The organism is Desulforhopalus sp. IMCC35007, from assembly GCF_005116575.1.
Taxonomy (GTDB): Bacteria; Desulfobacterota; Desulfobulbia; order Desulfobulbales; family Desulfocapsaceae; genus Desulforhopalus_A.
The window spans coordinates 83831-105860 of record NZ_SWCN01000015.1; the positions used below are offsets into that span (position 1 = coordinate 83831).

Genomic DNA, 22030 nt, shown 5'->3' on the forward strand with positions numbered 1-22030 from the left:
ACGCTTCCCTCGTTTATGCTTCGCAGTGAAAGATGTTGAATGCCCGGTAGTACTTGTCGTCATGCAGCCTTCCGAAGAGATCAAGCGATGCTCCGGACTCCAGGGAGTGGGTGTAGGCTCCCGGGAAAAACATGACGGTCGGCTTTTCTTTCGCCGTGCTCTGCAAATTGTTCAAGACGTTGTGCGAACGGATATAGGGGAACACCTCGCCAACGCCGGACAGAAAAAGAACCTCGAAATCGGTGCTCGCCAGCTTGGCCGCAATCGCAGGAACAAGATGCGCTTCGGGGTCCAGCACGCCTTGCAACAATTCCTTGAGCTGCTCTTTGGAGACGGAATCCTCCATTTCGACAATCTGCTCCCAGATGTCACGCTCTTTGAGAATTTCTATCGAAAGGTCATACAGATTGATTTCCAGAATCCGGACACCGGCCTGCTCAAGGCGATTAACCAGCTGACGCTGGAGCCGCTCCATTTCAACGGACTCTTCAGGCTTGTAAGGGCAGATAAAGAACGGGACCTCGTTGCCGAGTCCTTGCTTATTGAGAAAACGCTGGCCCGAGATCACTGCAAAGAGATGCTGAAATCTGTCCTGCATCGGCATTCTGGCTATATCTGCTGTCACCGCTTCATCCCCTTCAGATCGGTTTCAAATGCAGGGAAGTGCAAAACATCCCTGTGGCTGCCTTGATGGATCAGATCCAATAGTCTCGGACTGAGCATGGCTGCGTGTATCATGTTGTTGGCAGTTAGAAGATCAGCCTCGCGAAGCATCTTGAACAGTACCTGCCGCAATTTGCCTCGCGTTGCCGGGGTGATCTCATCCAATTCCAAATGCCACTCGGATTTCCGGTTGAAGAAGGAATCGAAATCCTCGTGGGTCAGATCACTTTTCAGTGTGATGTAGCGCTCTCGAAGCACTTCGACGGCAAAATCGGCGATGAATCTGTATCGGCGGCAAACAGCGAGCCACAGGAGATAGGCTTGCTCTTGGTGGCTGCCCTCAACAAAGAAATCAAGTTCGCCTGGGCTCAACGTCCGCAGCCGAGAGATGACCTCGCGGCAGACTCGTTTGAGCGTATTCAGCGTTCTGGTCTGCAATAAATTTTCTGCAACGACCTTGTCTCGAACAGAGTTCCAGTCGCCAAGATCAAGATACAGCGCGGCCAGCTCCACCGATTCGCGGTGGAAGAGACTGCCCGTTGTAAATGACATGCTGTATCTATCGTTACTCATTCTTGGTCAGGATTCCTTTTTGTAATGCTCGGCAGCGCCACCGGCCTTTACCCATTCGTCCACCTCATCCTTCTTGAACTTCCAGAGGCGGCCCATGCGATGCGCGGGCATTTCATGTTTATCAATCCACTTGTACACGGTGTCATTGCTGACCCCGAGGTACTTGCAGATCTCACTTATCGATAACCAGCGGTCTTCCATCTCGGCCATTTCTCAAGCTCCTCGTGGGCGATTGGGGTTAAGCCATGCGCTCGCCAGAGGCGAAGTAAGGGAAAACAGGCGGAGTTCTCCCGATTAAATCACTTGAAAATATACGATTTGGCCGCCGGATGTCAAACGATCTTTACCGATTAGAGCCGATTGTTTGCTAACAAGGTCGATGCCAGACGCCTGTTCCGAGCCTATTCCCGGTGTCTATGCGCGGCATCCGGTAGGTCCAAGCCGTAATCGAGGTGCGCCCGCACAGCACCGCCACCATCACCCGCTGATACATGCTGTGCCCGCCGGGCCGAAAGCCTTCCAGCCGGTCGATGGGCGGCAGGTCGCGCTGCGGGTCGGTGAAGGTCACCAGTTCCCCATGGATCAGATCCCAGTCGCCGGTTGGGCGGCCGAAGCGCGGTGTGCCGATCTCCTGCTGTCTGCGGGCGTCGGCCAGTGGATCGGCAGTGCCCCGGGCGATGATCAGCCCTTCCGGCACCTCGAGCGCCGGGAATCCGGCGTGGAGGTGGTAGAGCCTGCCCCAGACCACGGCCGGTTCGATGCTGCGGGCCTGGTGGCAGAAGCGTTGATGGTTCCAGTAGCCCCGTTTCAAGGTGCCGTAGACAAAGAGCCGGAGGATGGTCTCGGGAGTGTCTTCCGGGTTTGTGTTCAGCTTCGAGGATTCTCCAATGTTCATGCATCCACTCCTTCGGGCAGTGTCCCTTTGCGCTCCTGGGGTATGAAGCGGAATTCGCTATTCTCGATGGACCGCACATCCTCGTGGTGGATGGTGAGCATGGTCATGGGCGGCACCTCCAGCTCGCGCCAGCCCTTCTCGTTGGCCACGGCAAAGTCGATAAAGGCGTCGTCCGAGGCGTAAAGCACCACCCGGTGCTGGCGGTGGATGCGCAGGCAGAGCGGCTTGTTGCCCTTGAGTACGGTGATGGTGCCGGGGTCGAGCCGTGAGGCCAGCACGGCGCTCATCTGGCCGCGACAGAGGGCGAGCGCCTTTTTCAGGCCATCCTGGTCGATGGGGCCTTCGGGCGCGAAGCGGTCGGCCAGGCGGAAGATCAGCTCGCTGTCCACCTCGGCGTAGCGCGGCAGCCCGAGACGGCGGAACAGATAGTCGGCGTTGTAGATGGTGCCGTTGTGGGTGCCGATGACGATTCCGGCCCGGATGGGATGGTTGTTGCGGTTGTTGAACTCGTTGCCCCGGGTGCGCCAGCGGGTGTGGCCCATGAGAACGGTGGTCTCGTTGTCGACCTGCCCGAGCAGCTCCTGAAAAGGCTTCTCGTACACCAGCTCGTGCGCCCGCATCGGCCGCTTGAAGATGCGGTGGCTGCCGTCGGTCTTGAGCCAGGCCAGACCGGAGGCGTGCGGCCCGCGCTCCTCGCTGTGCAGCAGCATGCGGATAAAGACCTCGCGCAGGTAATCCCGCTCGTCGGGCCGTCTGCGCTTGCGGCCGAAGATGATGCCTACTTGTCCGCACATGGAGCCGGGTCCTCCTTGCCGCCGAAGTTCTTGCCGAGCGGTCTCGTCCCTTCGAGGACGAAGGCCGCGTATTCGCGCCGGTGGTCCGCCAGCCACTCGGCCACCTCCGGGTAGCCCATCTCGGCGGTCAGCCGGGTCACCTCCGGGTGGTCGAGCATGTTGGTGCGCCCGGAGAGCCGCACCGTCTCCAGGGCTTCGAGGAAGCGTTCCGGCCAGGGATCGCTGGCCTTGTCGTCGGGCAGAAACTCGATCAGGCCGTGCCGCGCCAGACGGGTGAGAAACTCGGCGGCCGCAGCGGCGACATCCTCCGGCAATGGCTGGGTCGGCCCGCCTTCGATGCCGGAGAGCACCTCGGTCATGTAATCCCGGGGCGCTCGGCTGGCGGTAAATGGCGTCTGGCCGCGCATCAGCTCGACAACTTCGAGGCAGTCGTCGGCTTGCAGGGTTTCCCCGCTGCCGGGAATCGGTTCGCCGTCCAGTGTGGTGGAGCGGATCAGAATCTTCATGGGGCACCTCCTTAAACAGTGAGGCCGGGAACTTGCCCGGCCTCGTTGGTGAGAGTGGCGGTTGTTTCGTCCGGAAGGACCTCCTGCGGTTTGGGGCGTCCGTTCTTGAAGGCTGCGTCGCCGGGCATGTTGGCCATCAGATGCTTGCGGGCGGTCTTGAACTCGTCGCCGATCAGGCCGAGGTGGAGCAGGAAGACCCGGAAGTCGTACTTGGCGCTTTGTGGGTCGAAGTCCCGCTTGCGGCTGGAGGCGGCCCGGCCGTTGAGCGCCTTGGCGGCGACGGCGAGGCAGAATTGCAGGTAGGCCTTGATCCGCCCCGCGTGGAGGGTCGCCTCGAACCAGCGGAACTCCACCGTGCCCCGGTACCAGACGTTGTGCAGGTTGACTCCGTGGTAGCGGCTGTTGTCGTAGTGCTGGGGCTGGCGGTTGTGGTAGCCGTACCAGATGCGGTTGAGCTGGTCCTTGGTGCGGGGGCGATGCTGTTCGATGCGCTGGATCAGCTCGTCGCTGACCGGCCGGGTGTAGCGGTTGAGACGGTCGCGGCTGATGCCGAGGGCGTGGAGGATCAGCGGCTCCTGCTTGTAGATGATCTTGGCCAGGTTACCCAGGTGTCTGCCGTCGAAGGGCGCGGCGTCGATATGGATGTGAATGCCGCACTGGCTGTTGATCTTGCCTCCGGCGCGGCGGATGGCCCGGACCACCTCCTGCAGTTGCGGGATGTCGTCGTAGCCGAGCACCGGGCTGACCACCTCGGCCCGCAGATGGGCCGGGACGCTGGTCAGGGAGGCGTCCCCCACCACCTTCCAGACGCGGCCGCGCAGGTCCTCGACCTCCCAGGGGTCATAGCTGCTGGGGATGCCGACATGGCGGACCGTGCCGCCCACCACCGAGTGGATGGCCCAGGCGATCTGCTCCCGGGTGCGTTTTACGGTCTCGATCTCGATCCCGTAGTGGATCTCTTTCAGGTTCATGCGTGCCTCCGTCGTTCATGGCGCTTCTAAGTCGTTGTCAGGCAAGGCTTTTTAGCCTCCGCTTACACCATGAATGAATGCTTCTTTCCGGACACAAATCAAGTAGAAGAACAGCCGAAGACGACATTTAACACGTTTATTTTCAATAACTTGCGAGCTTGGATGGATTGGGCGGCGCACAGGCGGCAGAAACCCCGGAACGGGCTGGCCGTATCCGGGGTTTCTATGTTGGCGGTGGCAGTGAGCCGGTCAGCCGGAGGCGGTGTCAGAGGTGATCAGGCTGGCGTGCAGCTCGAGGTTGCGCGACTCATCGGCCCGCATCCGCGCCAGCAGCGCCGTGAAGGCTTCCGCTTCGTCGGTCGGGAGCTTTGATGCCCGTTCCAGCCGCGCCAGGCGCTGGTGCAGGTTCTCCAGCAGTCCCAGGGCGTGGTCGCGGATCAGGCCGTCGCGCTTCTCCTGCGGCGTGGGGATGAACTCGGTCAGGCCGCCTTTGCGTCGAACGATCATGGCCGTGCCTCCTTAGCTCAGGGTCGCGCCCAGCGAATGGATGCGCGGGTAGATCAGCGGCGTGCCGGTCATCTCGGCCTTGTAGCGGACCTTGTTGCCGGTGTTGTCGGTGAAGGTTCGCACCAGGGTGTACTCGGTCCAGTTCTCGTCGATGGGCCGGGTCTCCTGGATGGTCATCGCCTCCCAGGTCAGGCCGCCGTCGTTGCTGGCGAACCATTGCAGGGTGGTGCCGCTGGGGATTTGCATCTGCACATAGGCCTTGGTCGATTCCACCCCCTGGGTCAGCTCATTCTCGCGGGTCAGGTAGGCCCCGGTGGTCTTGTTGAGGTAGCCCACCAGGTTGACGTCGCGGAAGTTGATGGCCGGGGTGTCGTTGGAAAGCGAGCTGCTCAGACGCACGCGGATCTGGACCCGGGTGGCGAGGTTGGGCAGCCGTTCCTCCTCGGCGGGAACCATGGCATCCCAGGTCACGCCGCCGTCGGTGGAGTATTCCCAGTCGAGGCCGGTGCCCTGGGGGATGGCCGAGTATTCGTCGAGGTTGATGTCGGAGAACTGCACGCCGGTGATCGGCTGGAAGCGAATCATCCCCTCGGACTGGAAGTTGTAGCCGTAGATCTTCATCGCCAGGTCGGAGCCGTTGAGCGGCGTCCAGGTCTCGGCATTGGAGCTCTCCAGCAGCACGCCTTCCATGTAGGTCTGGCGGGTGATGATGCCCCAGCGGCCCATCTTGCCGAGGGTGGCGGTGCGCACCTTGTAATTGGTGCTGTTGGTCAGCAGCACCACGGAATAGCTGGTGTTGGCCTCTGCGTAGAACGGGTCGTCGAAGCGAATACGGGTCTCGCCGCTCAGACTGATCTCGTTCGGGGCCAGCACTTTCTCGGCGAACACCACACCGTTGGGCAGACCGGTGGTGACGCCGCGAATCTGCACCGTGACCGGGATGCTCGGGTCCCTGGCGGTGAACTGCAGTCCGATGCTGGAGATCACCTGATTTTGGGTGAAACTGAAGGTCTGGGCCAGGGGATCGCGGGGTACGAAGATGGTCTGGGTGCGCCAGACCACCTGCACCACGGGCACGCGGATGATGCGGTTCTCGATGATGCGCTCGATACGGGTGATGACCAGCGGATCGTTGATCTGCAAGCTGGCGCGTGCCGAGTAGACGCCGTCGGCCATCTCCACGATCCGGTTGCCGTTGCGGGCGTTGGTCGGAATGGTGAAGGAGGCGCTGACCCGACCGGCCTCGTCGCTGATCAGGTTGCTGGCCATCACTTGGCCGTCGCAGCGCAGCACGATGCCGGACTTGCTCGGGGTGAAGTTGATGCCGGTGACGGCAATGCCGGTCTGGCCGCGCCGCCCGAGGTTGGGCGTGATCTGCAGCATGGCCGGGGGCTTGTCGAACACCGCGTAGGGGTTGATGTTGCGCTCCTCGGACCAATCGTTCTGCTCCACCAGCACGGTCTCGTTGCCCGGCAGCAGCACCAGGCTGCCGAAGAAGCTGGCGTTGCTGCCCGCCTGATCGACCGAGAGCACAGTGGAGTGCGGAATGCGGTCCGGAGCGACGAAGCGGGCGATCTCGTTCACCCGGGCGTCCCATTCGGCGTGGTAGATGTCCGACTGGGTGGTGTTCGAGAAGTCGTCCGAGTAGATGCCTTTCTTGGTCTGGGCGTCCCGGTTCTGCAGTTCGTTGTTCATCTGGTACTGGGCATCGTTGTACTTCAAGTCCTCCACGTCCTGAATGATGTCGTGGATCTGGTCCATGGTGATGCGGGTCAGGCCGAAGTTGCGGATCTCCATGTCGGTGGAGTTGGGCGGGCAGTCGATGCTGCACAGCCCCAGGGCGTTTTCCGGCACGATGGGCAGCTTCGGGAAATCGGCCGGAGCCCCTTCCAGCCGTTTGATTTCGGTTGTGGTGGCGTAAACGATGTCGCGACGGCCGAGGTAATAGTCGTAGTCCAGGCTGCAGTTGGAGCCGTTCACCGGCTGGTCGCCGAGGCTGCCTCGCCCGAAGTTGATCACGTTGAGGTTGCCCAGCTCGAGCTGCACCGGCGACATGGTGAGTCCGGCCGTGTTGGTGGCGGGAGGCGAAGCGGTGCCGATCTCCTCGACACCGTCGTCGACGTAGGAGAGCGCCTCGCTGCCCACTTCCATCAGTCGCTTGTAGTCGGTGCGTGCGCCGTTGGTGGCGGCCCGGTAGACGCGATAGCCGGTCGCGCCGCTGACCGGTAGCCAGGAGAGCTTGTTCATCTCCCCGGCGGTGGTGGCCCGGGCCACGACCGCAGCGGCGTTGAAGGCCGTCTCGCCGGTGGCGTTGTAGGCGGTCACCAGATAGAAATAGTTTCCGGCCGCCGGATGGTTGGCCTGTCCGAACCAGCCGCTGTCCACGTAGTCGGTGCCCTTGACCATCTGCTTGGTGTAGGTCCAGCGCACCGTGTAGGTGGTGCCGATGGCCGGTTCGTTACCGGAGCCGAGCCAGTCGACATGGTTGCCCGACTGCTGCCAGTCCACGCCCTCTTGGAAGATGGTCGCTCCCTGGCTGACCTCGAGGATGTCCACGACGGGATTGGGGTCGAGCAGGTCTTCGCCGCCGCCCACCGAGCCGCGAGTGACGTTGCGGGTAATCTCGACGATGGCCTCCACCTGGGTCGTCTCCTTGAGCGGCGTGGAGTTGACCGGATAGCGGCGCTTGTTGATGTCGAAGGTCTTCTGCTCGCCGCGCACCGACTTGGTGGCGATGGATTTGGGCACCAGGGTCGAGGTGGGCAGATCGCGCTGATGCCGGAAACCCTGGATGTAGGCGCGTCCGGCGTTGGTGATCGCCTCCACGCTGTCGTCGTCGACCCCGCCGATGAAGGTGTCGAAACCCCGCACCAGATAGCTTCCTGCCTGGTCGAAGGTGCGCTCGGCGAGATTCTGAATCAGGGAATTGAGCCCCTCGGCGGCGGCGAATGAGAGCTGATCCTCGGTGATCGAGGAGACGGTGATCCGACTGCCCGGCAGCGTGCCCAACAGATCCCGCAGGTAGAGGTTGGACTTCTCCTGCACCGTGGGCGTGACGTCTCCGCTCTCGCGGTCGAACTTGTAGATCGGGATCACCCGACGCTCGGCCACGTTGTTGGGCAGCGTCTGGCCGCTGGTATCCGTCGCCTTGAGAGAGAGAACCCATTTTTCCCGTTCGGCGGTGGGCTCGCCGGTGGCCGGATTGATCAGGGCCGGGTCCTGGGTGTAGCCGTAGTTGTACTTCAGCAGTTCCACATAGACGTAATCGGCCCCGCTGGTGGTGGCCGGATCATAGGTCAGGGTCGCGCCGCTCACCTGTTCCAGATGGCCGTCGATGTAGACCACGCCCGGGGCCAGGGTCAGGACGTTGGTGGCCGCGCTGACCTCGAGGCCCATGATGATGGAGCCTTCCTTGAACAGGATGTCGGCGATCTTGCGCCGCTCCAGGTTGATGATGTCCTGCTGCTCGTTGAGTTCGGAATCCAGCAGGTCGCGATCCTGATGGTAACGGATGCGCTTGTAGTTTTTGGTCGGGTCGAATGTCTCGCGTGAGATGCTCATGTTTGAATCCTCCAGTTAGATCTTGATGATCCCGACCAGCTCCACGCGGGTGTCGGAAATCTTGTTGAAGTCGGGAATGTTCTTCACCTCGTACAGGTAGCCCGGGCGCAGCACCTCGCCGGTCGGGTTGGTGTCCTGATGAAACACGCCGCCCATGGCGAGATCCCCGGTGACGCTTTGCACGTACTGCACATCGCCGCCGAAGAAGCCGTATTCGCGGATGGTGACACCGTTGGCCTCGGCCTCGTCGAAGCGAAAGAAGATGCCGATGGTGTTGGTCTCCTCGCCGGTTTCCAGGTAGCGCACGCCGTTGACCAGGAGCGCCCCTTCGGCGTCCTCCTTGAGGAAGGTCCGCTTGTAGTAGCGCTTGCGGGCGCGTTCGTTTCTGAGCCCGGTCTGGCCGATGTCCGGCGCGGGCGGATTCTGCGGGTCGGTAAAGCTGGCATCCCCGTCGCCGATGGCGCAGTGGGTGATGCCGTCCACGGCCTGGCCGAGGAGGAGTTTGGCCGTCAGTATCCGGCCGGTTTTGACGATGAGTCCCAGTGCCATTGCTGTTCTCCTTTAGGTCTGAATTTCGTGGTCTTGATCGATGAGCACCGCGAACAGGATCTGGCGCGTGTCGGCCAGCAGCCCGGCCGGGATCGCGATGCGCTGAACGGTGTCCGATAGGCTGATGTGTGCGCCGGATGTACGGACGCTGGTGTCGATGCTCCGCAGCCAGGGGCGCGTCACCCGCACCGCCGTGTCGGCATCGACGCCCAGACGGCCATGGACGACAAGCCACAGGTCGGTGTTCCGGTTCAGGTGGTTGTTCACGCGAAGCGCGAGGTCGGACCGACGTTCGAGCCGATGGGCGACCCGTACTGCGCTGTCGGCCCGGACCATCACCGTGCGCCTAGCCGGAGCCCCGGAAAACAGCTCGAAGAGCGCTCCGGGTTGCGCCGCTCCAATGGAGAGCAGTTCCGGCAGCCGCGTGCCTCTGCGGGTGGTGATGGATGCCAGTTGTCCCTTATGCACGGCCACGGCGAATCCTCCCGCTGAGCTTGATTGCCTGGCCACGGTTCATGGACATAAGCGTTTCCGGACTACGCTGGCCGGTGATCGTGCTGATGGGTTTGAGCTTTCCGCTATGCATTGCCATGGCGTTACTCCTTCACCGCGCACCAGCCGCCGGTGGTCAGGTTGAACACGCGGTAGCTGTCTGCTCCGATTTGAATGGTGTCTTCCGAGGCGACGTTGCCGCCGCCCACGGAGAAGATCTCGATGAGTTCGCCGCGCAGTTCCTGGTAGGCAGCGGAACCGGACATCGAGGCGAGCCAGGGAAAAAGGATGGTGGTGCCGTAGCGCATCTCCGGATCGGTTTCGCCCTGGAGACCGCCATTTGCCGCGCCGCAGCGGCCCTGCTGGCCGGAGGCGGAAGTCCAGCCGTCGAACTTGTTCACGGCGTAGAAAGTGCCCGGCGCGTTGTAGTAACTGTTTATGACCGGCTGCGGGTCCTCACCGATCTTGGCCCCCGAGGCGTAATCCCGAACGAGGGTCTCGACGGTAATGGTGTTCGGCGTGGCGGCGGTGTCGATGGCGCTCACCTGCACACGTTCGATGCCCGCGTCGTCCTTGATCACATAGTCCTGTCCGGGGGTGACCACGGTGGCGTCGTTGACCTGAAGCACCACGCCGCTTCCGGCGGTGACCGCCGCCTGCGTGAGCGCGACGGCCCCGGACCAGAAGCGTTTCAGCAGTCCGCTGTAATGGCCGTAGTAGGTGGAGACGAGCTTGGTCACCACCAAGACGTGGTCCAGATCGGCGAACAGCCAGAAGATGAAGTCGGCGCTGTCCTCCACCCGCAGATAGGTGTAACTGGTGTGCGAAGCCTCGTTGATGCCGGTGTGGGCGGTCGCGTTCCAATACTGGAATGCGGCGACGTGAATCCGCCCGGAGGTGGTGCTGATACGGAACTGCAGATAGACGTCCTCAGCTCCGGATTCCCCGTGCGATTTGAAGACGAAATACGGCTGCGGGTCGGCCGACTGATCGTCGTGCAGGGTCCATCCGGTGGTGGTCACCAGAAAGGTCCGCAGTTGATTGAGCAGGTCGAGCCGACCGTGGGCGAGTCCTTGAATGCTGTGGTATGCCATGGCGGCCTCCTTAGAGAATCGGGTTTTCCGTGCCGGTCAGGCGCAGCTTGATGTCGAGTTTGTTTTGCACCGGCGTGCCCGGGAGCACGGTGCAGCGCCGCCAGAAAGACAGCGTCTGCTGGAAGGCCTTGTCGCCGAGATTCAGCGGTGCGCCCTGGGTGGCGGTGTCGAGTCCGGCCTGGGTCAGGGCCAATCGGTACCAGACCGCTTCGTCGGTGCCGGTTTCGTCGATGGGATCGAGCACCAGTCCGGTGTAGTCGTAGCCTGAATAGACAGTCGTCCCGGCGTCGTGCGCGGCCGGAGCGGTGTTGGCCACGCCCCGCTGAACGGTGAGATTGGCGGTGCCGCCGCCGCTTTCGACGAGCATCTGCTCGCCGTCGATGATGATGAGTTCGCCGTCGGCAAAGCGCGGTTCGGCCAGGGCAATGGAGGGCTGCGCCGCGTCGATGGCCGAGGCGAGGCTGGTCTGCTCGTTGGCGACGTAGAGTTGCCGATCCTTGATGTCGCCGTCGGTGCCGTTGTAGCTCTCGGCCTCGGGGCTGCTGAAATCCCCCTCGGAAATCTGCTGGGTCAGCGCTTCGTCAAGATAGAGGTGAATCGCCATGGGTTCTCCTTCAGGTGGGCCACTGGGTGGCACGATAGTTATTGGTGGCGGCCTCGAACCCGGCCTGCGTCGGTGCGTGCAGATCCTGCTGACGGAACAGCCAGCGGTAGGAAGGCCGCGACCAGCGGAATCCGGCCTGGTTGAGGCGCATGCGGCTGACGCGCATGGGGCGGGTCCGGTCCACGGAGAGACGCAGGCCGGTGGTGTTGAGCGGACTCGCGCCCAGCTTCATGGTCTCGACCCGATGGCGCTGGAGAGAGCCCGTGTCCACGTAGACTTCAAGCGAGGCCCGTTCGCCGGTCAGATTCGCATTGCTCAGATACCGGGTGTTCAGGGTGTTCGCGTTGAGCTGGAACACAGGCCCTCTCCGCCGCCATCGGTCGATCCGGTCGACGGCCAAGGTGACGTCCGCGTCGCAGCCAGCGGTGGAGGCGAGCAGCAAATTGCTGGTGCCGCCCTGGTTGGCGGTGAGGTCGAGACCAGCGTTGAGCCTGGCGCGGCCGAGCTGGAAGCAGAGGCGGTGTCGGGATTCCAGGGGCAGGCGCAGGTCGTACTTGGCCTCCGCCCGCTCGACCGGTTCCGCCTGCGTGTCGAAAAAGAAATCCTTCTGCCGGAAGCAGTAGCGCAGCGCGGTCTCGCCATGGGTCAGCGGCTTGCGGTTGAGATGGCTCTCGCCCAGCCCGAAACCGCTTTCCAGCACATCCCCTTCGAAATCGCGGCCGGTGTAGATGGGCGTGCAGAAGGAAACCCGGTCCTCGCCGACACGGGTGTACGGCAGCCGCCAGTCGTTGAGGGCCTTGTGGTTCAGGCGCATCCGGTTCTGGCGGCCGTGAAAACGGGAGACCTTCACGGCGGCCCGGTCGATCTCCGGGATCATCTCCGTGGTGCTGGTGAGCTGCAGCAGCTCCCAGGCCCTCTGCTTGTTGGTCAGGTGACGGCAGGAACCGAGCGAGGAACGTCCGAGGACGAAGGTCTCGTCGAGAAACGCCAGCACGATCCGGCGCACGGCGTTGGCATGCCCGAAGTCGAGCATCGCGCCGCCTTCGATCCATTCCAGGAGGAACTGGAGCCAGAAACAGCGCGTGCCCGCCGGGTGGTGAAACACCAGGGCGTCGCGCAGTCCCTCGGTCTGGTTGAGACACAGCACGCGAAACACGCCGAGGCTGAACACCAGCCCAGGTAGCTTGGCGCTGCTGAGTCTGGAGCGGGCATTGAGACGCAGAGCCGAGCGGAAGGTTTCCTGGAGTTCCCCCTGCCAACCGAGCGCGTTAAAGTCGCGTTCGATGGCCGGAATGGTGCCCTTGCGGCGATAGATTTCGACCGCCTCCCGCACGCGGCGGCGCTGGCAGTCTGGCGAACAGGTGCCGTCCACTTCGAGGCCGACGAGCCTTGCCAGCAGCGGCAGAAAGCGCTCGTCGCAATGATCCACATCGAAGATGGTCGGGAAGTCGTCGATGGCCTGCTTGAGCTCGTCCAGCGTTCCGGCTGGAAGGCTCAGAAATGTGCGCAGGTCACCGGCCTCGTCGTTGTGCTCGTAAAGCGGCGGCAGCAGGCCGAGCAGATTGTCCTTGAACCAATCCGACATCAACCGGCCCTCCGCAGATCGAGGTTGACGCTGCCGAGAACCGGAATTTCGCCGTGGCGCAGCTCGATGTCCTGCTGGGGCGCGTAGAGATGCATGTGGCTGACGCCGCGCACGCCATCGATCAGGGCCACCAGGTCGGAGAAGTGGATGGTCTGGCCGAAGGAGACCCGGTCGAAAGAAAAGAAATCGGTGAGCGCGGCTTCGATGCGGCTGCGCACGTTTTCCAGCGGTTCACCGGGCCAAATGTAGACCTCGGCGTCGATGGAAACGGGCCGATAGATCGGATCGAACAGGTTGATCTCGACTGTGATGACCTTGCGGCGTTCAAGAAACTCTGCGAGGTCTCGCTTGAGCAGCGCCGAGGGCATGCCGCCGCCATTGGGGGCGATGGCCAGTTGGACGTTGTAATAGCGGATGTTCTGGCAGGCATTGGTGTCGAGCACCTTGGCCTTGGCGACGCCGGGGTAACCTTCGGCGAGCGCCTGGTAATCCTCCAGGGTGACGGCTTTCCAGAGACTGCGCAGCTCCGCCGGTGCCTGTCGGCGGGCGTGTTCGAGGGCTTCCCGCGAAGCGCCGCCGGTGGCGGGCACAGGATTGGTTACGGTCAGGGGAACCTGGCCTCCGTCGAGGTAGATCGGGCTCAGCAGTTGAGTGATCCGGTTCGGACCGAGATTTCCCTGGTCCCCGATGGTCTGCAGATAGCTGACGGCGATGGCGCTTCCCTGAGCGGGTACAGCGCCGCTTTGTCCATCGCCGAAAATCAGCGTGGAGATGTCGAGGGCGTCGAGATCTGCCATGAAATGGCGGCTGTCGGCCAGGCTGTCCTGGAAGTGATCGACCTCGCTCCAGGCGTCGTCCCCCACCTTAACGGTGATGGTGCCCTGGGCGATGACGTCGCCGGTCAGGCGGATGCGCTGGAATGGCAGTCCCGTCGACGTGAAGGTCTCGGTGCGGCGCACGCCTTGCCGACCCGGAATATCCACCGAGAGCACGCTTCGTGGGATCAGGCCGTCCTCGACCGTCTCGAAATCCGCTTCGCAGTCACTCAGCAAGGCGCGGCAGGCCGTCCCCGCCGGAATGGTCAGATCCTTGCCGAGCGGGGCGGAGAGCCGGAAGCGCAGCGTGGTGGTGGAGGCCACCGGCGAGTCCAGCCGGTAGCCGATGAGCTTGCAGAGGTTGATGACGTTCTGGCGCTGGCGGGCCGTGGGCAGAAAGGCCTCCGCCGCCTGGGCGTCCAGGTAGTAGGCCAGCATGTCGCCCACGCCGCAGAACAGATCGAGCAGGACGACGCCGAGATCGGAGTGGTTGAAATCGGTCCAGCGGTCGGTGAGCTGCGGGATCTTCGCCAGCAGCTCCTGGCGGATCGATTCGTAATCCTTGTTGATGTATCCGATGCTTGCGCGGCCCATGTTCTCTCCGGTTTTCGGCGGTTATGCGAGAGCGCCTGATGCTCTCGCCACGCCGGTTACTTACCGGAAGGGGCCTGGATGTGTCGGAGGCGGGATGCCTCAGAGCGGGCCGCGCAGTTGCCAGACGGGATTGGGCTGCCCGGAGGTGTTGTTGAGGTAGTGGGATTCCTTCTTGCCCTCGAAATAGAACAGACCGATGCGGCCCGGCTCCAGGGTGGTGATCCGGTGAACGGTGCCAGCGGCGTTGTCTTCCGCCTGGCTCTGGGTGTCGAAGCCCAGACCGCTCGCGGCCAGATAGAGGGCGTGCTCGGCCTGGGGCGCTTCCGTTTCTGGCGCTCCCTCGAACGTCAGGTAATGGCCGTGGTTGTCACCCGGATCGCTGACGATCCACTTGCCGTTGCGGTCCTGATAGGCTCCCTCGATGTAGGCGACTTCGTATTCCCCGGCTGGCCAGATGAAGGAATCATCTGGATCGGGGCTCATCTCGGCTGCGTCGAACCAGAGCAGATTGAACAGCGAGCGCACGTCCGGCGACAGGCGCACGCTGCGCACCGGCGGCGGCTCAGGCTCGGGTTCCGGCTGGGGATAGCTGGGCGCGGGATTGTTCGGGTCTTCTCTGTAGAAGGGATAGACCAGGTTGCCGTCCACCTGGCTCTGGATCACCCGGTAGGCGATATGCACCAGCAGCAGGTTTCCGTCGATGTTCAGCGGCCGGTCGTCGAAGCGCACCTCCGTGATGATCACCCGCTTTTCCCAGCGCTTGATGGCGTCGATCACGTAATGGCGCAGCAGGCCCTTGAGCACCTCGTCGTTCTGTTCGAACACCAGATCCTTCAGCCGGGAGCCAAACTCCGGATTCATGAAACGTTCGCCGATCCGGGTGCCGAGGATCTGCAGGATGCTTTCGCGGATATGCTCGTGCTCCCGCGAGGTGGCGGTCGAGATCTGGGTGCCGCCGGATACCGACTGAAACCGGAACGGGTAGCGCAATCCCTTGCCGAGGAAATCGTAGCTCATCAGGTACGCTCCTCGCAGTCGATGCCGCACTGTCCCGAGCAGCCATTTTCCGGTGCGTCGTCGTCGATAGGTTCTCCCTGGAACCGGATCACCAGATCCAGTCCGCTCTTGAGCCCCAGATGGATGGTGCCGTCCGCCTCGATCAGCCCACCGTGGCCGGACTGGCCGCACTGGAATCCCTTGGCTCCGCCGGAGAGTAGACGGGCAGCGATGGTTTCGCCGATGCCCTCGATGCGGCCGATACCGATGATGTCGATAGGTCCGGCCGGGTTGATCAGGGTGATGAAACGCTTCCGGTGATCGACGTCGAGGCGGATGCCCTCGGGTAGATCCACCGCGAAGCGTTCCGCGCCCATGGCGGTCGGCTCGATTCCGGCAGGCAGTCCGCTGATACCGGCTGCCTCCTGGGTCGAGCGCAGATAGGACTCGACCAGGGTGTAAAGGCGTCCCGGGGCGACCTCGGTGGCCGTGCCGGGTCCGGGGGTGATGACCTGCTGTTCTCCTCCGTCGATAACGCAGATGCGCTGGTCGTCCGTGGTCCGCAGGATCATGCCGTCCGGCAAGGTGAAGAGCCGGTTGCCATCCGGCAGATCCCGGGGTTCGGTGCCCACAGGCAGTTCGACAAAGGGATAAAAATCGGGCTCCGGCTCGATCTGTACCTGTTCCAGGTACTCCTGGGTCCTGGCCTGCTGGGCCTCAAGATAGGCCTGGGCCTGGCCACGCATCGCCTCCGAGGCGGCGTGACTGGCCTCCAGCAGCGTGCGGATGCCGGAAAGCTCCTCACGGATGCCGGACAGGTGATCGCAGAGCGCCCGTAGCACATACTGCTGTTCTCCGGAATCGGTCTGTTCGATGGTGGCCTGCAAGTCGGCGGGTTCTTCGGAAATCATGGACAGCCTCCGTTACATGCCGACGTTGGCGGGTTGGGATTGATAGCTCATGGCGTTGACCGGCGTCACTGTCCCGGTCGTGCCGTCGATTTCGAAGACAGTCCAGACCGTGCCCGGGGCGTTGGGAACGGTAAAGGTCTGCTCACGGCCATCGCTCAGGAATACCTTCACCGATGCTCCGGACTGCGCCAGGCCGGTACTCGGATTGGCGTTGCGGTTGGTGTAGTCGTGGACCGCGTAACGGTAGACGCCGGGGATGAGCCGATGGATGGTGATGGTCTCCGGCCCGTAGGAACTGGTGTCGTCCACGTCCAATTCCGCCGCCTCGTTTTCGATGGTGTGGGAATAGAACACATGGAAGCGGTCGCCCGATGGCGTCGGTCCGGTGAGATGGGAATCAAGATCCCGGGGGTTGAGCCCCCACTGCAACACGATGCGGGCGACCTGGCCGTCGAGTTCGGGCGAGAGAACGATCTGGATGTCGCCGGAGGTGTTGGGGTCGGCGTTCACCCAGCCATGCCAGGCGATGTATCCCGGCGCGGTGACCTCCACGTAATAGAATCCCTCGGGCACGGACAGCTCGAACCTGCCATAGGCGTTGGCAAAGGTCTGGAACGCCGCCGGGCCGGTTTCCGAGCGGCGGAATTCGATCAGCGCGTTGCCGACACCGCTGGTGTTGAGGGCGTTGACCACCATGCCGCTGAGGAAGACCGATGCTCCGCTGGCAAAGTCCGGATGGTCGGCGAACCAGGACGGATCGCGAACCTCCACCAGTACATGACGGAGGCTGTCCCGGACCGAGGATCGCCAGACCATGAGCACGGCATTGCCGATGGTCCAGCCGCAGCGAACGACACCGTCCGGCCCGATCTCCGCGACCTCCGGGTTGCTGGAGGCAAAGACCGGGGCGTCCACGTCGCCGCGCAGGGAGAGCGGAACCCGTTGCTCGAACTCGCCAGCGGAGAGCCGAATGGAGCGAGGCTGTACCTCCCAGTGGTTATAGGCTGACGCGGTATCCGTCATGAAGGAACCTCCACCGGTGCGGAGACGCCGCCGCCATAGACCTCGACCTGGACGTGACGCAGGCTGAGCCGCTCGGGCGAATCCCAGACCAGGATCATGGCCGCCCCGGGAACGAAGCCGCACTCGACATTGCCGTCCTCATCGACACTGGCCACGTCGGGATTGGACGATTCGAACACCGGCGCTTCGGGTAGACCACGGATCGAGAGCGGAATGCGCTGGACGAATGGGGATCGCGAGACCCGGATCAGTTTCGGGAAGACATCCCAGTATTGCGGTTCCTGCGGCTGTTCGAGATTGTTCATGGCGGCCCCCTCAGTTGTCGATGGTGTCGGGACTGCCGGTGACGATGATGGCTCCGCAGGCGGTGATGTCGCCGATGCGGGCGTTGGGCAATCCTTCGGTGATGGTGTCGAAGCTGCCGGTCACAATGGGCGTCACGCCATGCCCAGGGATGGGACAGACGTGCAGATCACCCATGCGGGCGACCGGCATGCCGTTGTCCAGCGTCCGGCTCGCCCCGGTGATGATGACGCCGCCGTGACTGCTGATGTCGCCGAGTCGCGCCTGGGAGCTCATGGGTTCACCTTCAGCAACAGATGGATCAGAAAGCCGACGAGTCCGCCGATGGTGCTGCCGATGGTCAATACTAGGCCGACGATCTTCCACATGGTCTCGGTCCCCATCTTGGAGCCGACCCGGGCATGCAGCCGGTCGATCTCCTCGGCGTGCCGGTGCAGATCGGAATAGATCGAGCGGACCAGCACCTCGACGTTTTCCTTGTCCGATCTCTTCTCGATTTCGCGCTCGATCTTCTCGAGACGATCCTGGATTTCCCGGCGGTGACTTTCGAGGATGCTGCGGAATTCCTCCCGCCAATGATCGAAGGTCCGGGCCAGCAATTCCTCGCTGGCCGAAAGTCCGGAGGGCGTTGTTGTTCTTTCTCCCATGCGATGCTTCCTTCAGGTGTTGATCAAGACAGTGTTCGTCGAGCGAATGATGATGTTTCCGGCCACCCCATCCATGAACACGAGGCTGCCGGACTTGTCGGTGGCGCTGATGCTCTCCTGACCGGGCGTGGCGTTCATGCGCACCACCTGACCGGCCTTGTCGGTGAGCCGGATCTGTTCGGCGGCGGCGGTGGAATCGACGAGAATTTCCTGAGTGCCGTTGAGTCCCCAGATGTGAACCTTCTCCCGGCCCTTAGTGGTATCGATGAGGATCTTCTGCCAGCGGGAGCGGCCCTTGTCGCACGAGAGGATGTGGACCTTCTCCTTGTCCTGCCAGGCTTCGAGGATCACCTGCTGGCGACAGAGGTCGGTGAGCTGGATGCGGGCGCGGGAGCCGACGATCTGCGAGGCGATGTCGAGCTGGTCGCCTTTCTCGGCGTCCTTCGTGCCGCGCCGCAGGGCGTTGCCGCTCTGCATTTCCGGCTTCACCTTCCCTTCCATGGTGAGGATCTGTCCGGCGCGGTCGATGATCCGCAGCAGCTCGTCGCCGTCGCGGTCATCGGCCAGGATGGTGTGGCCGGTTTCGGTCTTGAGCAGGACCTTCAGGCGCGGGCAGTAATACGGCGGATGGCCGTGGTACTTCTTGTGTTCGAGATCGTCATGCCGGTTGGCCTGATGCTCGACCTTGTCCTCGCAGTCATGGCAGAAGGCATTCGCGCAGGTGCGCTTGGATTCCTCGGGCTGCTCGCCGGGATTGCTCCTGGCCAACCAGACCCCGATCCAGATCGGATACTGAACGACGCCGCCCTCGAACTCGGCCCAGACCGAAGCTCCTTCCTCGGGGATCAGGAACATGCCGGTGTCATCGTTGCCGCCGTAGGGAAAACAGGGCGCGGCCCATTCGGACCAGTTCTCCCGCCCGCTGCCGAGCACGGCGGGGATTTCCAGGCGGACCCGGCCGAGGCGTTCGGGGTCGTTGTTGTCGCGCACGAAGGCCCGGTACTTGCCGTACCAGCGGTTGCGGTAGCGCTCTTCGGATTGACGGTCGCGGGTTTCAAGCATGCTCCGCCTCCCGCTTTCGACTGGCGTCCCAGGCCAGCCAGCCGCCCAGGCGAACCGCCCAATACATGAGCTGGCGTTTCCACAGGGGCACGCCCAGGGCCGCCATCAGTTCGAGAAAGAGGCGGTCGGCCGCAAGCCGCGAGACCTTGCCGGTGTGGTAGAGGTAGTCGTGAACGACGGCCGCCGGGGAATATCGTCCCCAAGGCGGCACCACGCGCCAGAACAGGCGCGGCACCGAGGCGAAGTCGGTCTCGAACCCGGCGGGCACTTCGATGATGCGGCCAGCGCCGGTGCGGACACGGAACGGCTGGGTCAGCCTCGCGGTCATTCCATTGGGCAGGATCTCCACCCGAAGAGGCCCGGACAGTCCCAGCGCGGTGCCCGAAAACAGGGTCTTGGTTTCGGCGCTCATGACCGCCACCTCGCCTTGCCCGACTGTCGCACGTCGAGATGGACCCAGGAGGCGTAGACGCCGATGCCGCCCTCGCTGAAGAGCGGAATCTCCTCGGCGATGACTGCCAGTTCCTCGGGCGAAACGCCTGCGGGACAAATCACGTCGGCAGCCATGCCCAGCGTGTGGAAACTCTGCTCCGCGCCGCCCACCGCCTTGTTGTGCCTGTTGCAGCGAAAGCCGCTGGTGATGGACAGCGGTTTGCCGATGTGGTCGCGCAGCGTCTGCAGGGAGTCGACCAGGTCGGGATGGACCGCAGCCGAATGGCCGCAGCAGTTCGTGCCTTTGCAGGCGAATTCCGAACGGTTGAAATTCTTGCTGAGATCACCCATTGCCGCCTCCTTGTGTGACCGCGCCGGAGTCCGCGTCGATGGTCACCATGGCTGGCGGCTCGTTTTGCGGCGTGGGCGGGGCCTCCTTGTCGTTGGGTTTGCCCTGGGACTCGGCGGACTTGTCGCCCGCGCCCTTGCCGAGAGCGTTCTTCTTGAGTTTGAGTTCGCAGAGATAGCCAGCGCCGCTGATGCTGTGGCGCACCGAGTGGCAGTAATAGATGCCGGAAAACTTCCGTCCCACGCCCTTGATCTCGACGTTCTTCTTGGCGCGTAGCTGGGGAATACCGATGGTGGCCGCGTCCGCCTCGACCTGCCGCAGCTCGGCCTCGCGGAATTTGCCTTCGGCGCTGTCCTGGGCGGGTTCCTGGCGCGGCTCTTCGTGAAAGCCTTCGGAACGGTCGAAGCTGGGCACGATCTGCCCCGTCTCCTGTTCCTTGAAGCTGCCTTCGCCGGTGTTGCCGTCGACCAGATAAGTCTGCTTGCCCAGGGCCGTCCGCTCGGGCGTACTGGCGTTGTTGGCCTTGTGCTCGACCACGTCCTTCTTGCGCGGATCGATGCCGACCGTCTTGGTCTCGACACCCGCGCCCTTGGCTCCCTGGGATTGGGTGCTGGGGCGGAACGAGCGCAGCAGGCCCTTGGTGTCGGTGAAATATTCGAGGGTCAGAAGCGGCGTCTGGTCGAGCTCGCGGGGATGGAAATGGAGTTCGTCATCCTGGATGTAGAAGACATAGCCGCTCACGCCGTCGCCATCGCGGTCGCGGGCCTTTTCCGCGAGCTCCTTGAGGAACTGGGCGTCCGAGATGTTGCTCTGGGTGACGCGGAGATGGGTCCCCTTGGTGGCCGTGACCACCGGGGTGAGGCCGTTGGCGTCGGCAATCTGTTCGGCGATTTCCGAATAGAGGATGCCGGGAGCGGGTTTCTGCCAGACCTTCTGGTTCTCCTTGCCCGCGAGTTTGAAGCCCTTGTCGTAGGCCTTGATGCGGATGGTCGGATCGCCGTTTTCCGGGAAGTCGTAATCGATGTCTTTGATGACCGCCTTCTTGCGCGGAGAGAGGTTCCCCACGTAGCCGAAGCGGGCCACGATCTCGTTGCCTTCCTGGAACAGCGGATCGTCGACGAACTGCAGGTTGCGGTCGGTTACCGACAGTTCGAGGACATCCAGTTCCTCCTCGTTGTCGGTGAAGACGAACGAGGTGATCTCCTGGGTGATGTCCTTCGAGAGGTCTTGCCCCTCGATCTGAATCAGAAATGTCGGTTTGAAGGTATCCAGATCCATGCGTTTCTCCGGTGGTTCGCAGTTCCCTGCTTACTTACCGGAAGGCATGGCGAGGTGTCGGACGCTTCAGTCGAGCAGGCGCATCTGGACGTGTTCGCGGGAGGGAATGCGCAGCGCCAGACCTGGATCGAGCGCCAATGGAAAAAAGAGATCGTTGTAGTCGCAGATGATCCACCAGAGCCGGGCGTCGCCCAGATAGCGGTGCGCGAGCAGATCCGGACGGTCGCCCTCGACCACGGTGTGCAGGCGGTCGTCGTGTCTGGGGGTGGTGTCGATGCGCTGGCGCATGCCGACGGAGGTGCCGTCGCTGTCCCGGTAGAGAATGCTGTGGGCGTAGCGGGAATCACGGCCGATCATGAACGTACCTCCGACCAGTTGATGGAACGGTCCACATATTCTTCGAGGACGATGTCCACCTCGGCCCGTTGCGGCAGCAGGTTGTCCCGGTCGAACAGGCCGAAGAAACGCGCCTTCACCTGCCGGACGATGCAGGTCACGCCCGGGTAGAGATCGCCGAAGATGAGCAGTACGCGGTGCGGTGCGTTCTTGAGCATGGTTCCGGCGTGTTCCGGATATTGCAGCGAGCGGAGCCAGTCGACCTTCTGTTTGACCGGCCCCTTGAACAGCTCGACCTTGAAGGCGATCCGGCGCGGTTCCCCGGCGACGTATTGGTAGCGCGGGTGGCTCATGCCGGGGATCTTGATCGTCGCGTAGTCGGTCGACTTCTCGTCGCTGATGGAGTTGGGGTTGTACTGGAATTCGAGCCGCTCCCCCGTGTCGGCGTCCACCAGATATCCCTTGATGGGCTGTTGATCCCAGGCCATTG

28 protein-coding genes are annotated in these 22030 nt (G+C 62.9%); all 28 read right to left on the reverse strand.

Features of this window, described 5'->3' with window-relative positions; genetic code table 11:
• Nucleotides 1-13: 13 nt before the first annotated feature.
• Complete coding sequence (locus FCL48_RS15785) at nt 14-604, reverse strand: DUF1788 domain-containing protein (protein ID WP_136873491.1); 591 nt, start codon at nt 602-604, stop codon at nt 14-16.
• Nucleotides 605-621: 17 nt separating this feature from the next.
• On the reverse strand, nt 622-1236 hold the full coding sequence (locus tag FCL48_RS15790; RefSeq protein ID WP_136873378.1) for a DUF1819 family protein: 615 nt from the start codon (nt 1234-1236) through the stop codon (nt 622-624).
• Nucleotides 1237-1242: 6 nt separating this feature from the next.
• The gene (locus tag FCL48_RS15795; RefSeq protein WP_091778023.1) at nt 1243-1446 is read right to left on the reverse strand and encodes a helix-turn-helix domain-containing protein; all 204 of its coding nucleotides are present in this window, start codon (nt 1444-1446) and stop codon (nt 1243-1245) included.
• Nucleotides 1447-1603: 157 nt separating this feature from the next.
• Nucleotides 1604-2131, reverse strand: a complete 528-nt coding sequence (locus FCL48_RS15800) for a gamma-glutamylcyclotransferase (protein ID WP_136873380.1) — start codon at nt 2129-2131, stop codon at nt 1604-1606.
• Nucleotides 2128-2925: a glucosamine 6-phosphate synthetase gene (locus FCL48_RS15805; RefSeq protein WP_136873382.1), complete on the reverse strand. Its 798-nt coding sequence runs from the start codon at nt 2923-2925 to the stop codon at nt 2128-2130. The genes FCL48_RS15800 and FCL48_RS15805 overlap by 4 nt, the downstream gene beginning before the upstream one ends.
• Entirely contained in the window at nt 2910-3431 is a 522-nt protein-coding gene (locus FCL48_RS15810; protein WP_136873384.1) for a DUF5049 domain-containing protein, read from the reverse strand. Before FCL48_RS15810 ends, FCL48_RS15805 begins: the two co-directional genes overlap by 16 nt.
• An 11-nt stretch (nt 3432-3442) precedes the next feature.
• Nucleotides 3443-4402 (reverse strand): amidoligase family protein, encoded by a 960-nt coding sequence (locus tag FCL48_RS15815; RefSeq protein ID WP_136873386.1) that lies wholly within the window; start codon nt 4400-4402, stop codon nt 3443-3445.
• A gap of 249 nt (nt 4403-4651) precedes the next feature.
• On the reverse strand, nt 4652-4909 hold the full coding sequence (locus FCL48_RS15820; protein WP_022993020.1) for a hypothetical protein: 258 nt from the start codon (nt 4907-4909) through the stop codon (nt 4652-4654).
• Nucleotides 4910-4921: 12 nt separating this feature from the next.
• A complete protein-coding gene (locus tag FCL48_RS15825) occupies nt 4922-8470 on the reverse strand; it encodes a DUF4815 domain-containing protein (RefSeq protein ID WP_136873388.1) in 3549 nt (1182 codons plus the stop codon).
• Nucleotides 8471-8485: 15 nt separating this feature from the next.
• A complete protein-coding gene (locus FCL48_RS15830) occupies nt 8486-9019 on the reverse strand; it encodes a hypothetical protein (RefSeq protein ID WP_136873390.1) in 534 nt (177 codons plus the stop codon).
• A gap of 12 nt (nt 9020-9031) precedes the next feature.
• On the reverse strand, nt 9032-9493 hold the full coding sequence (locus FCL48_RS15835; RefSeq protein ID WP_136873392.1) for a hypothetical protein: 462 nt from the start codon (nt 9491-9493) through the stop codon (nt 9032-9034).
• Entirely contained in the window at nt 9480-9611 is a 132-nt protein-coding gene (locus FCL48_RS25680) for a hypothetical protein (protein ID WP_256374292.1), read from the reverse strand. Before FCL48_RS25680 ends, FCL48_RS15835 begins: the two co-directional genes overlap by 14 nt.
• A 4-nt stretch (nt 9612-9615) precedes the next feature.
• Complete coding sequence (locus tag FCL48_RS15840; protein WP_136873394.1) at nt 9616-10605, reverse strand: hypothetical protein; 990 nt, start codon at nt 10603-10605, stop codon at nt 9616-9618.
• A 10-nt stretch (nt 10606-10615) separates the two neighbouring features.
• Nucleotides 10616-11209 carry a hypothetical protein gene (locus FCL48_RS15845; RefSeq protein WP_136873396.1) on the reverse strand — a complete coding sequence of 198 codons (594 nt, stop codon included), beginning with the start codon at nt 11207-11209 and terminating at the stop codon, nt 10616-10618.
• Between the two features lie 10 nt (nt 11210-11219).
• Nucleotides 11220-12794, reverse strand: coding sequence for a phage tail protein (locus FCL48_RS15850; RefSeq protein WP_136873398.1), 1575 nt, complete (start codon nt 12792-12794; stop codon nt 11220-11222).
• On the reverse strand, nt 12794-14203 hold the full coding sequence (locus FCL48_RS15855; protein WP_136873400.1) for a baseplate J/gp47 family protein: 1410 nt from the start codon (nt 14201-14203) through the stop codon (nt 12794-12796). Before FCL48_RS15855 ends, FCL48_RS15850 begins: the two co-directional genes overlap by 1 nt.
• Nucleotides 14204-14302: 99 nt before the next feature.
• On the reverse strand, nt 14303-15220 hold the full coding sequence (locus tag FCL48_RS15860; protein ID WP_136873402.1) for a GPW/gp25 family protein: 918 nt from the start codon (nt 15218-15220) through the stop codon (nt 14303-14305).
• On the reverse strand, nt 15220-16110 hold the full coding sequence (locus FCL48_RS15865) for a hypothetical protein (protein ID WP_136873404.1): 891 nt from the start codon (nt 16108-16110) through the stop codon (nt 15220-15222). The genes FCL48_RS15860 and FCL48_RS15865 overlap by 1 nt, the downstream gene beginning before the upstream one ends.
• Nucleotides 16111-16122: 12 nt before the next feature.
• Nucleotides 16123-17133, reverse strand: a complete 1011-nt coding sequence (locus tag FCL48_RS25500) for a hypothetical protein (RefSeq protein ID WP_136873406.1) — start codon at nt 17131-17133, stop codon at nt 16123-16125.
• Nucleotides 17130-17438: a hypothetical protein gene (locus FCL48_RS15875; RefSeq protein ID WP_049675259.1), complete on the reverse strand. Its 309-nt coding sequence runs from the start codon at nt 17436-17438 to the stop codon at nt 17130-17132. Before FCL48_RS15875 ends, FCL48_RS25500 begins: the two co-directional genes overlap by 4 nt.
• Nucleotides 17439-17448: 10 nt before the next feature.
• Entirely contained in the window at nt 17449-17712 is a 264-nt protein-coding gene (locus tag FCL48_RS15880; RefSeq protein ID WP_011366988.1) for a PAAR domain-containing protein, read from the reverse strand.
• The gene (locus FCL48_RS15885) at nt 17709-18083 is read right to left on the reverse strand and encodes a hypothetical protein (protein ID WP_136873408.1); all 375 of its coding nucleotides are present in this window, start codon (nt 18081-18083) and stop codon (nt 17709-17711) included. Before FCL48_RS15885 ends, FCL48_RS15880 begins: the two co-directional genes overlap by 4 nt.
• A 12-nt stretch (nt 18084-18095) precedes the next feature.
• Complete coding sequence (locus FCL48_RS15890; protein WP_136873410.1) at nt 18096-19145, reverse strand: phage baseplate assembly protein V; 1050 nt, start codon at nt 19143-19145, stop codon at nt 18096-18098.
• The gene (locus FCL48_RS15895) at nt 19138-19557 is read right to left on the reverse strand and encodes a DUF1353 domain-containing protein (RefSeq protein ID WP_136873412.1); all 420 of its coding nucleotides are present in this window, start codon (nt 19555-19557) and stop codon (nt 19138-19140) included. Before FCL48_RS15895 ends, FCL48_RS15890 begins: the two co-directional genes overlap by 8 nt.
• The gene (locus FCL48_RS15900; protein ID WP_136873414.1) at nt 19554-19928 is read right to left on the reverse strand and encodes a D-Ala-D-Ala carboxypeptidase family metallohydrolase; all 375 of its coding nucleotides are present in this window, start codon (nt 19926-19928) and stop codon (nt 19554-19556) included. Before FCL48_RS15900 ends, FCL48_RS15895 begins: the two co-directional genes overlap by 4 nt.
• Entirely contained in the window at nt 19921-21204 is a 1284-nt protein-coding gene (locus tag FCL48_RS15905) for a phage late control D family protein (protein WP_136873416.1), read from the reverse strand. The genes FCL48_RS15900 and FCL48_RS15905 overlap by 8 nt, the downstream gene beginning before the upstream one ends.
• Nucleotides 21205-21270: 66 nt before the next feature.
• Nucleotides 21271-21561, reverse strand: a complete 291-nt coding sequence (locus FCL48_RS15910) for a hypothetical protein (RefSeq protein WP_136873418.1) — start codon at nt 21559-21561, stop codon at nt 21271-21273.
• Complete coding sequence (locus tag FCL48_RS15915; protein ID WP_011366981.1) at nt 21558-22028, reverse strand: hypothetical protein; 471 nt, start codon at nt 22026-22028, stop codon at nt 21558-21560. The genes FCL48_RS15910 and FCL48_RS15915 overlap by 4 nt, the downstream gene beginning before the upstream one ends.
• Nucleotides 22029-22030: the final 2 nt, after the last annotated feature.

Excerpts from the sequence above, each read along its gene's own strand:
- FCL48_RS25500 (WP_136873406.1), bottom strand. The coding sequence starts at position 17,133 with ATGACGGATACCGCGTCAGCCTATAACCACTGGGAGGTACAGCCTCGC.
- FCL48_RS15785 (WP_136873491.1), bottom strand. The coding sequence starts at position 604 with ATGCCGATGCAGGACAGATTTCAGCATCTCTTTGCAGTGATCTCGGGC.
- FCL48_RS15860 (WP_136873402.1), bottom strand. The coding sequence starts at position 15,220 with ATGAGCTACGATTTCCTCGGCAAGGGATTGCGCTACCCGTTCCGGTTT.
- FCL48_RS15895 (WP_136873412.1), bottom strand. The coding sequence starts at position 19,557 with ATGAGCGCCGAAACCAAGACCCTGTTTTCGGGCACCGCGCTGGGACTG.
- FCL48_RS15905 (WP_136873416.1), bottom strand. The coding sequence starts at position 21,204 with ATGGATCTGGATACCTTCAAACCGACATTTCTGATTCAGATCGAGGGG.
- FCL48_RS15840 (WP_136873394.1), bottom strand. The coding sequence starts at position 10,605 with ATGGCATACCACAGCATTCAAGGACTCGCCCACGGTCGGCTCGACCTG.
- FCL48_RS15855 (WP_136873400.1), bottom strand. The coding sequence starts at position 14,203 with ATGGGCCGCGCAAGCATCGGATACATCAACAAGGATTACGAATCGATC.
- FCL48_RS15830 (WP_136873390.1), bottom strand. The coding sequence starts at position 9,019 with ATGGCACTGGGACTCATCGTCAAAACCGGCCGGATACTGACGGCCAAA.
- FCL48_RS25680 (WP_256374292.1), bottom strand. The coding sequence starts at position 9,611 with ATGGCAATGCATAGCGGAAAGCTCAAACCCATCAGCACGATCACCGGC.
- FCL48_RS15820 (WP_022993020.1), bottom strand. The coding sequence starts at position 4,909 with ATGATCGTTCGACGCAAAGGCGGCCTGACCGAGTTCATCCCCACGCCG.
- FCL48_RS15800 (WP_136873380.1), bottom strand. The coding sequence starts at position 2,131 with ATGAACATTGGAGAATCCTCGAAGCTGAACACAAACCCGGAAGACACT.
- FCL48_RS15885 (WP_136873408.1), bottom strand. The coding sequence starts at position 18,083 with ATGGGAGAAAGAACAACAACGCCCTCCGGACTTTCGGCCAGCGAGGAA.
- FCL48_RS15805 (WP_136873382.1), bottom strand. The coding sequence starts at position 2,925 with ATGTGCGGACAAGTAGGCATCATCTTCGGCCGCAAGCGCAGACGGCCC.
- FCL48_RS15875 (WP_049675259.1), bottom strand. The coding sequence starts at position 17,438 with ATGAACAATCTCGAACAGCCGCAGGAACCGCAATACTGGGATGTCTTC.
- FCL48_RS15825 (WP_136873388.1), bottom strand. The coding sequence starts at position 8,470 with ATGAGCATCTCACGCGAGACATTCGACCCGACCAAAAACTACAAGCGC.
- FCL48_RS15865 (WP_136873404.1), bottom strand. The coding sequence starts at position 16,110 with ATGATTTCCGAAGAACCCGCCGACTTGCAGGCCACCATCGAACAGACC.
- FCL48_RS15845 (WP_136873396.1), bottom strand. The coding sequence starts at position 11,209 with ATGGCGATTCACCTCTATCTTGACGAAGCGCTGACCCAGCAGATTTCC.
- FCL48_RS15915 (WP_011366981.1), bottom strand. The coding sequence starts at position 22,028 with ATGGCCTGGGATCAACAGCCCATCAAGGGATATCTGGTGGACGCCGAC.
- FCL48_RS15850 (WP_136873398.1), bottom strand. The coding sequence starts at position 12,794 with ATGTCGGATTGGTTCAAGGACAATCTGCTCGGCCTGCTGCCGCCGCTT.
- FCL48_RS15890 (WP_136873410.1), bottom strand. The coding sequence starts at position 19,145 with ATGCTTGAAACCCGCGACCGTCAATCCGAAGAGCGCTACCGCAACCGC.
- FCL48_RS15810 (WP_136873384.1), bottom strand. The coding sequence starts at position 3,431 with ATGAAGATTCTGATCCGCTCCACCACACTGGACGGCGAACCGATTCCC.
- FCL48_RS15795 (WP_091778023.1), bottom strand. The coding sequence starts at position 1,446 with ATGGCCGAGATGGAAGACCGCTGGTTATCGATAAGTGAGATCTGCAAG.
- FCL48_RS15910 (WP_136873418.1), bottom strand. The coding sequence starts at position 21,561 with ATGATCGGCCGTGATTCCCGCTACGCCCACAGCATTCTCTACCGGGAC.
- FCL48_RS15815 (WP_136873386.1), bottom strand. The coding sequence starts at position 4,402 with ATGAACCTGAAAGAGATCCACTACGGGATCGAGATCGAGACCGTAAAA.
- FCL48_RS15900 (WP_136873414.1), bottom strand. The coding sequence starts at position 19,928 with ATGGGTGATCTCAGCAAGAATTTCAACCGTTCGGAATTCGCCTGCAAA.
- FCL48_RS15790 (WP_136873378.1), bottom strand. The coding sequence starts at position 1,236 with ATGAGTAACGATAGATACAGCATGTCATTTACAACGGGCAGTCTCTTC.
- FCL48_RS15880 (WP_011366988.1), bottom strand. The coding sequence starts at position 17,712 with ATGAGCTCCCAGGCGCGACTCGGCGACATCAGCAGTCACGGCGGCGTC.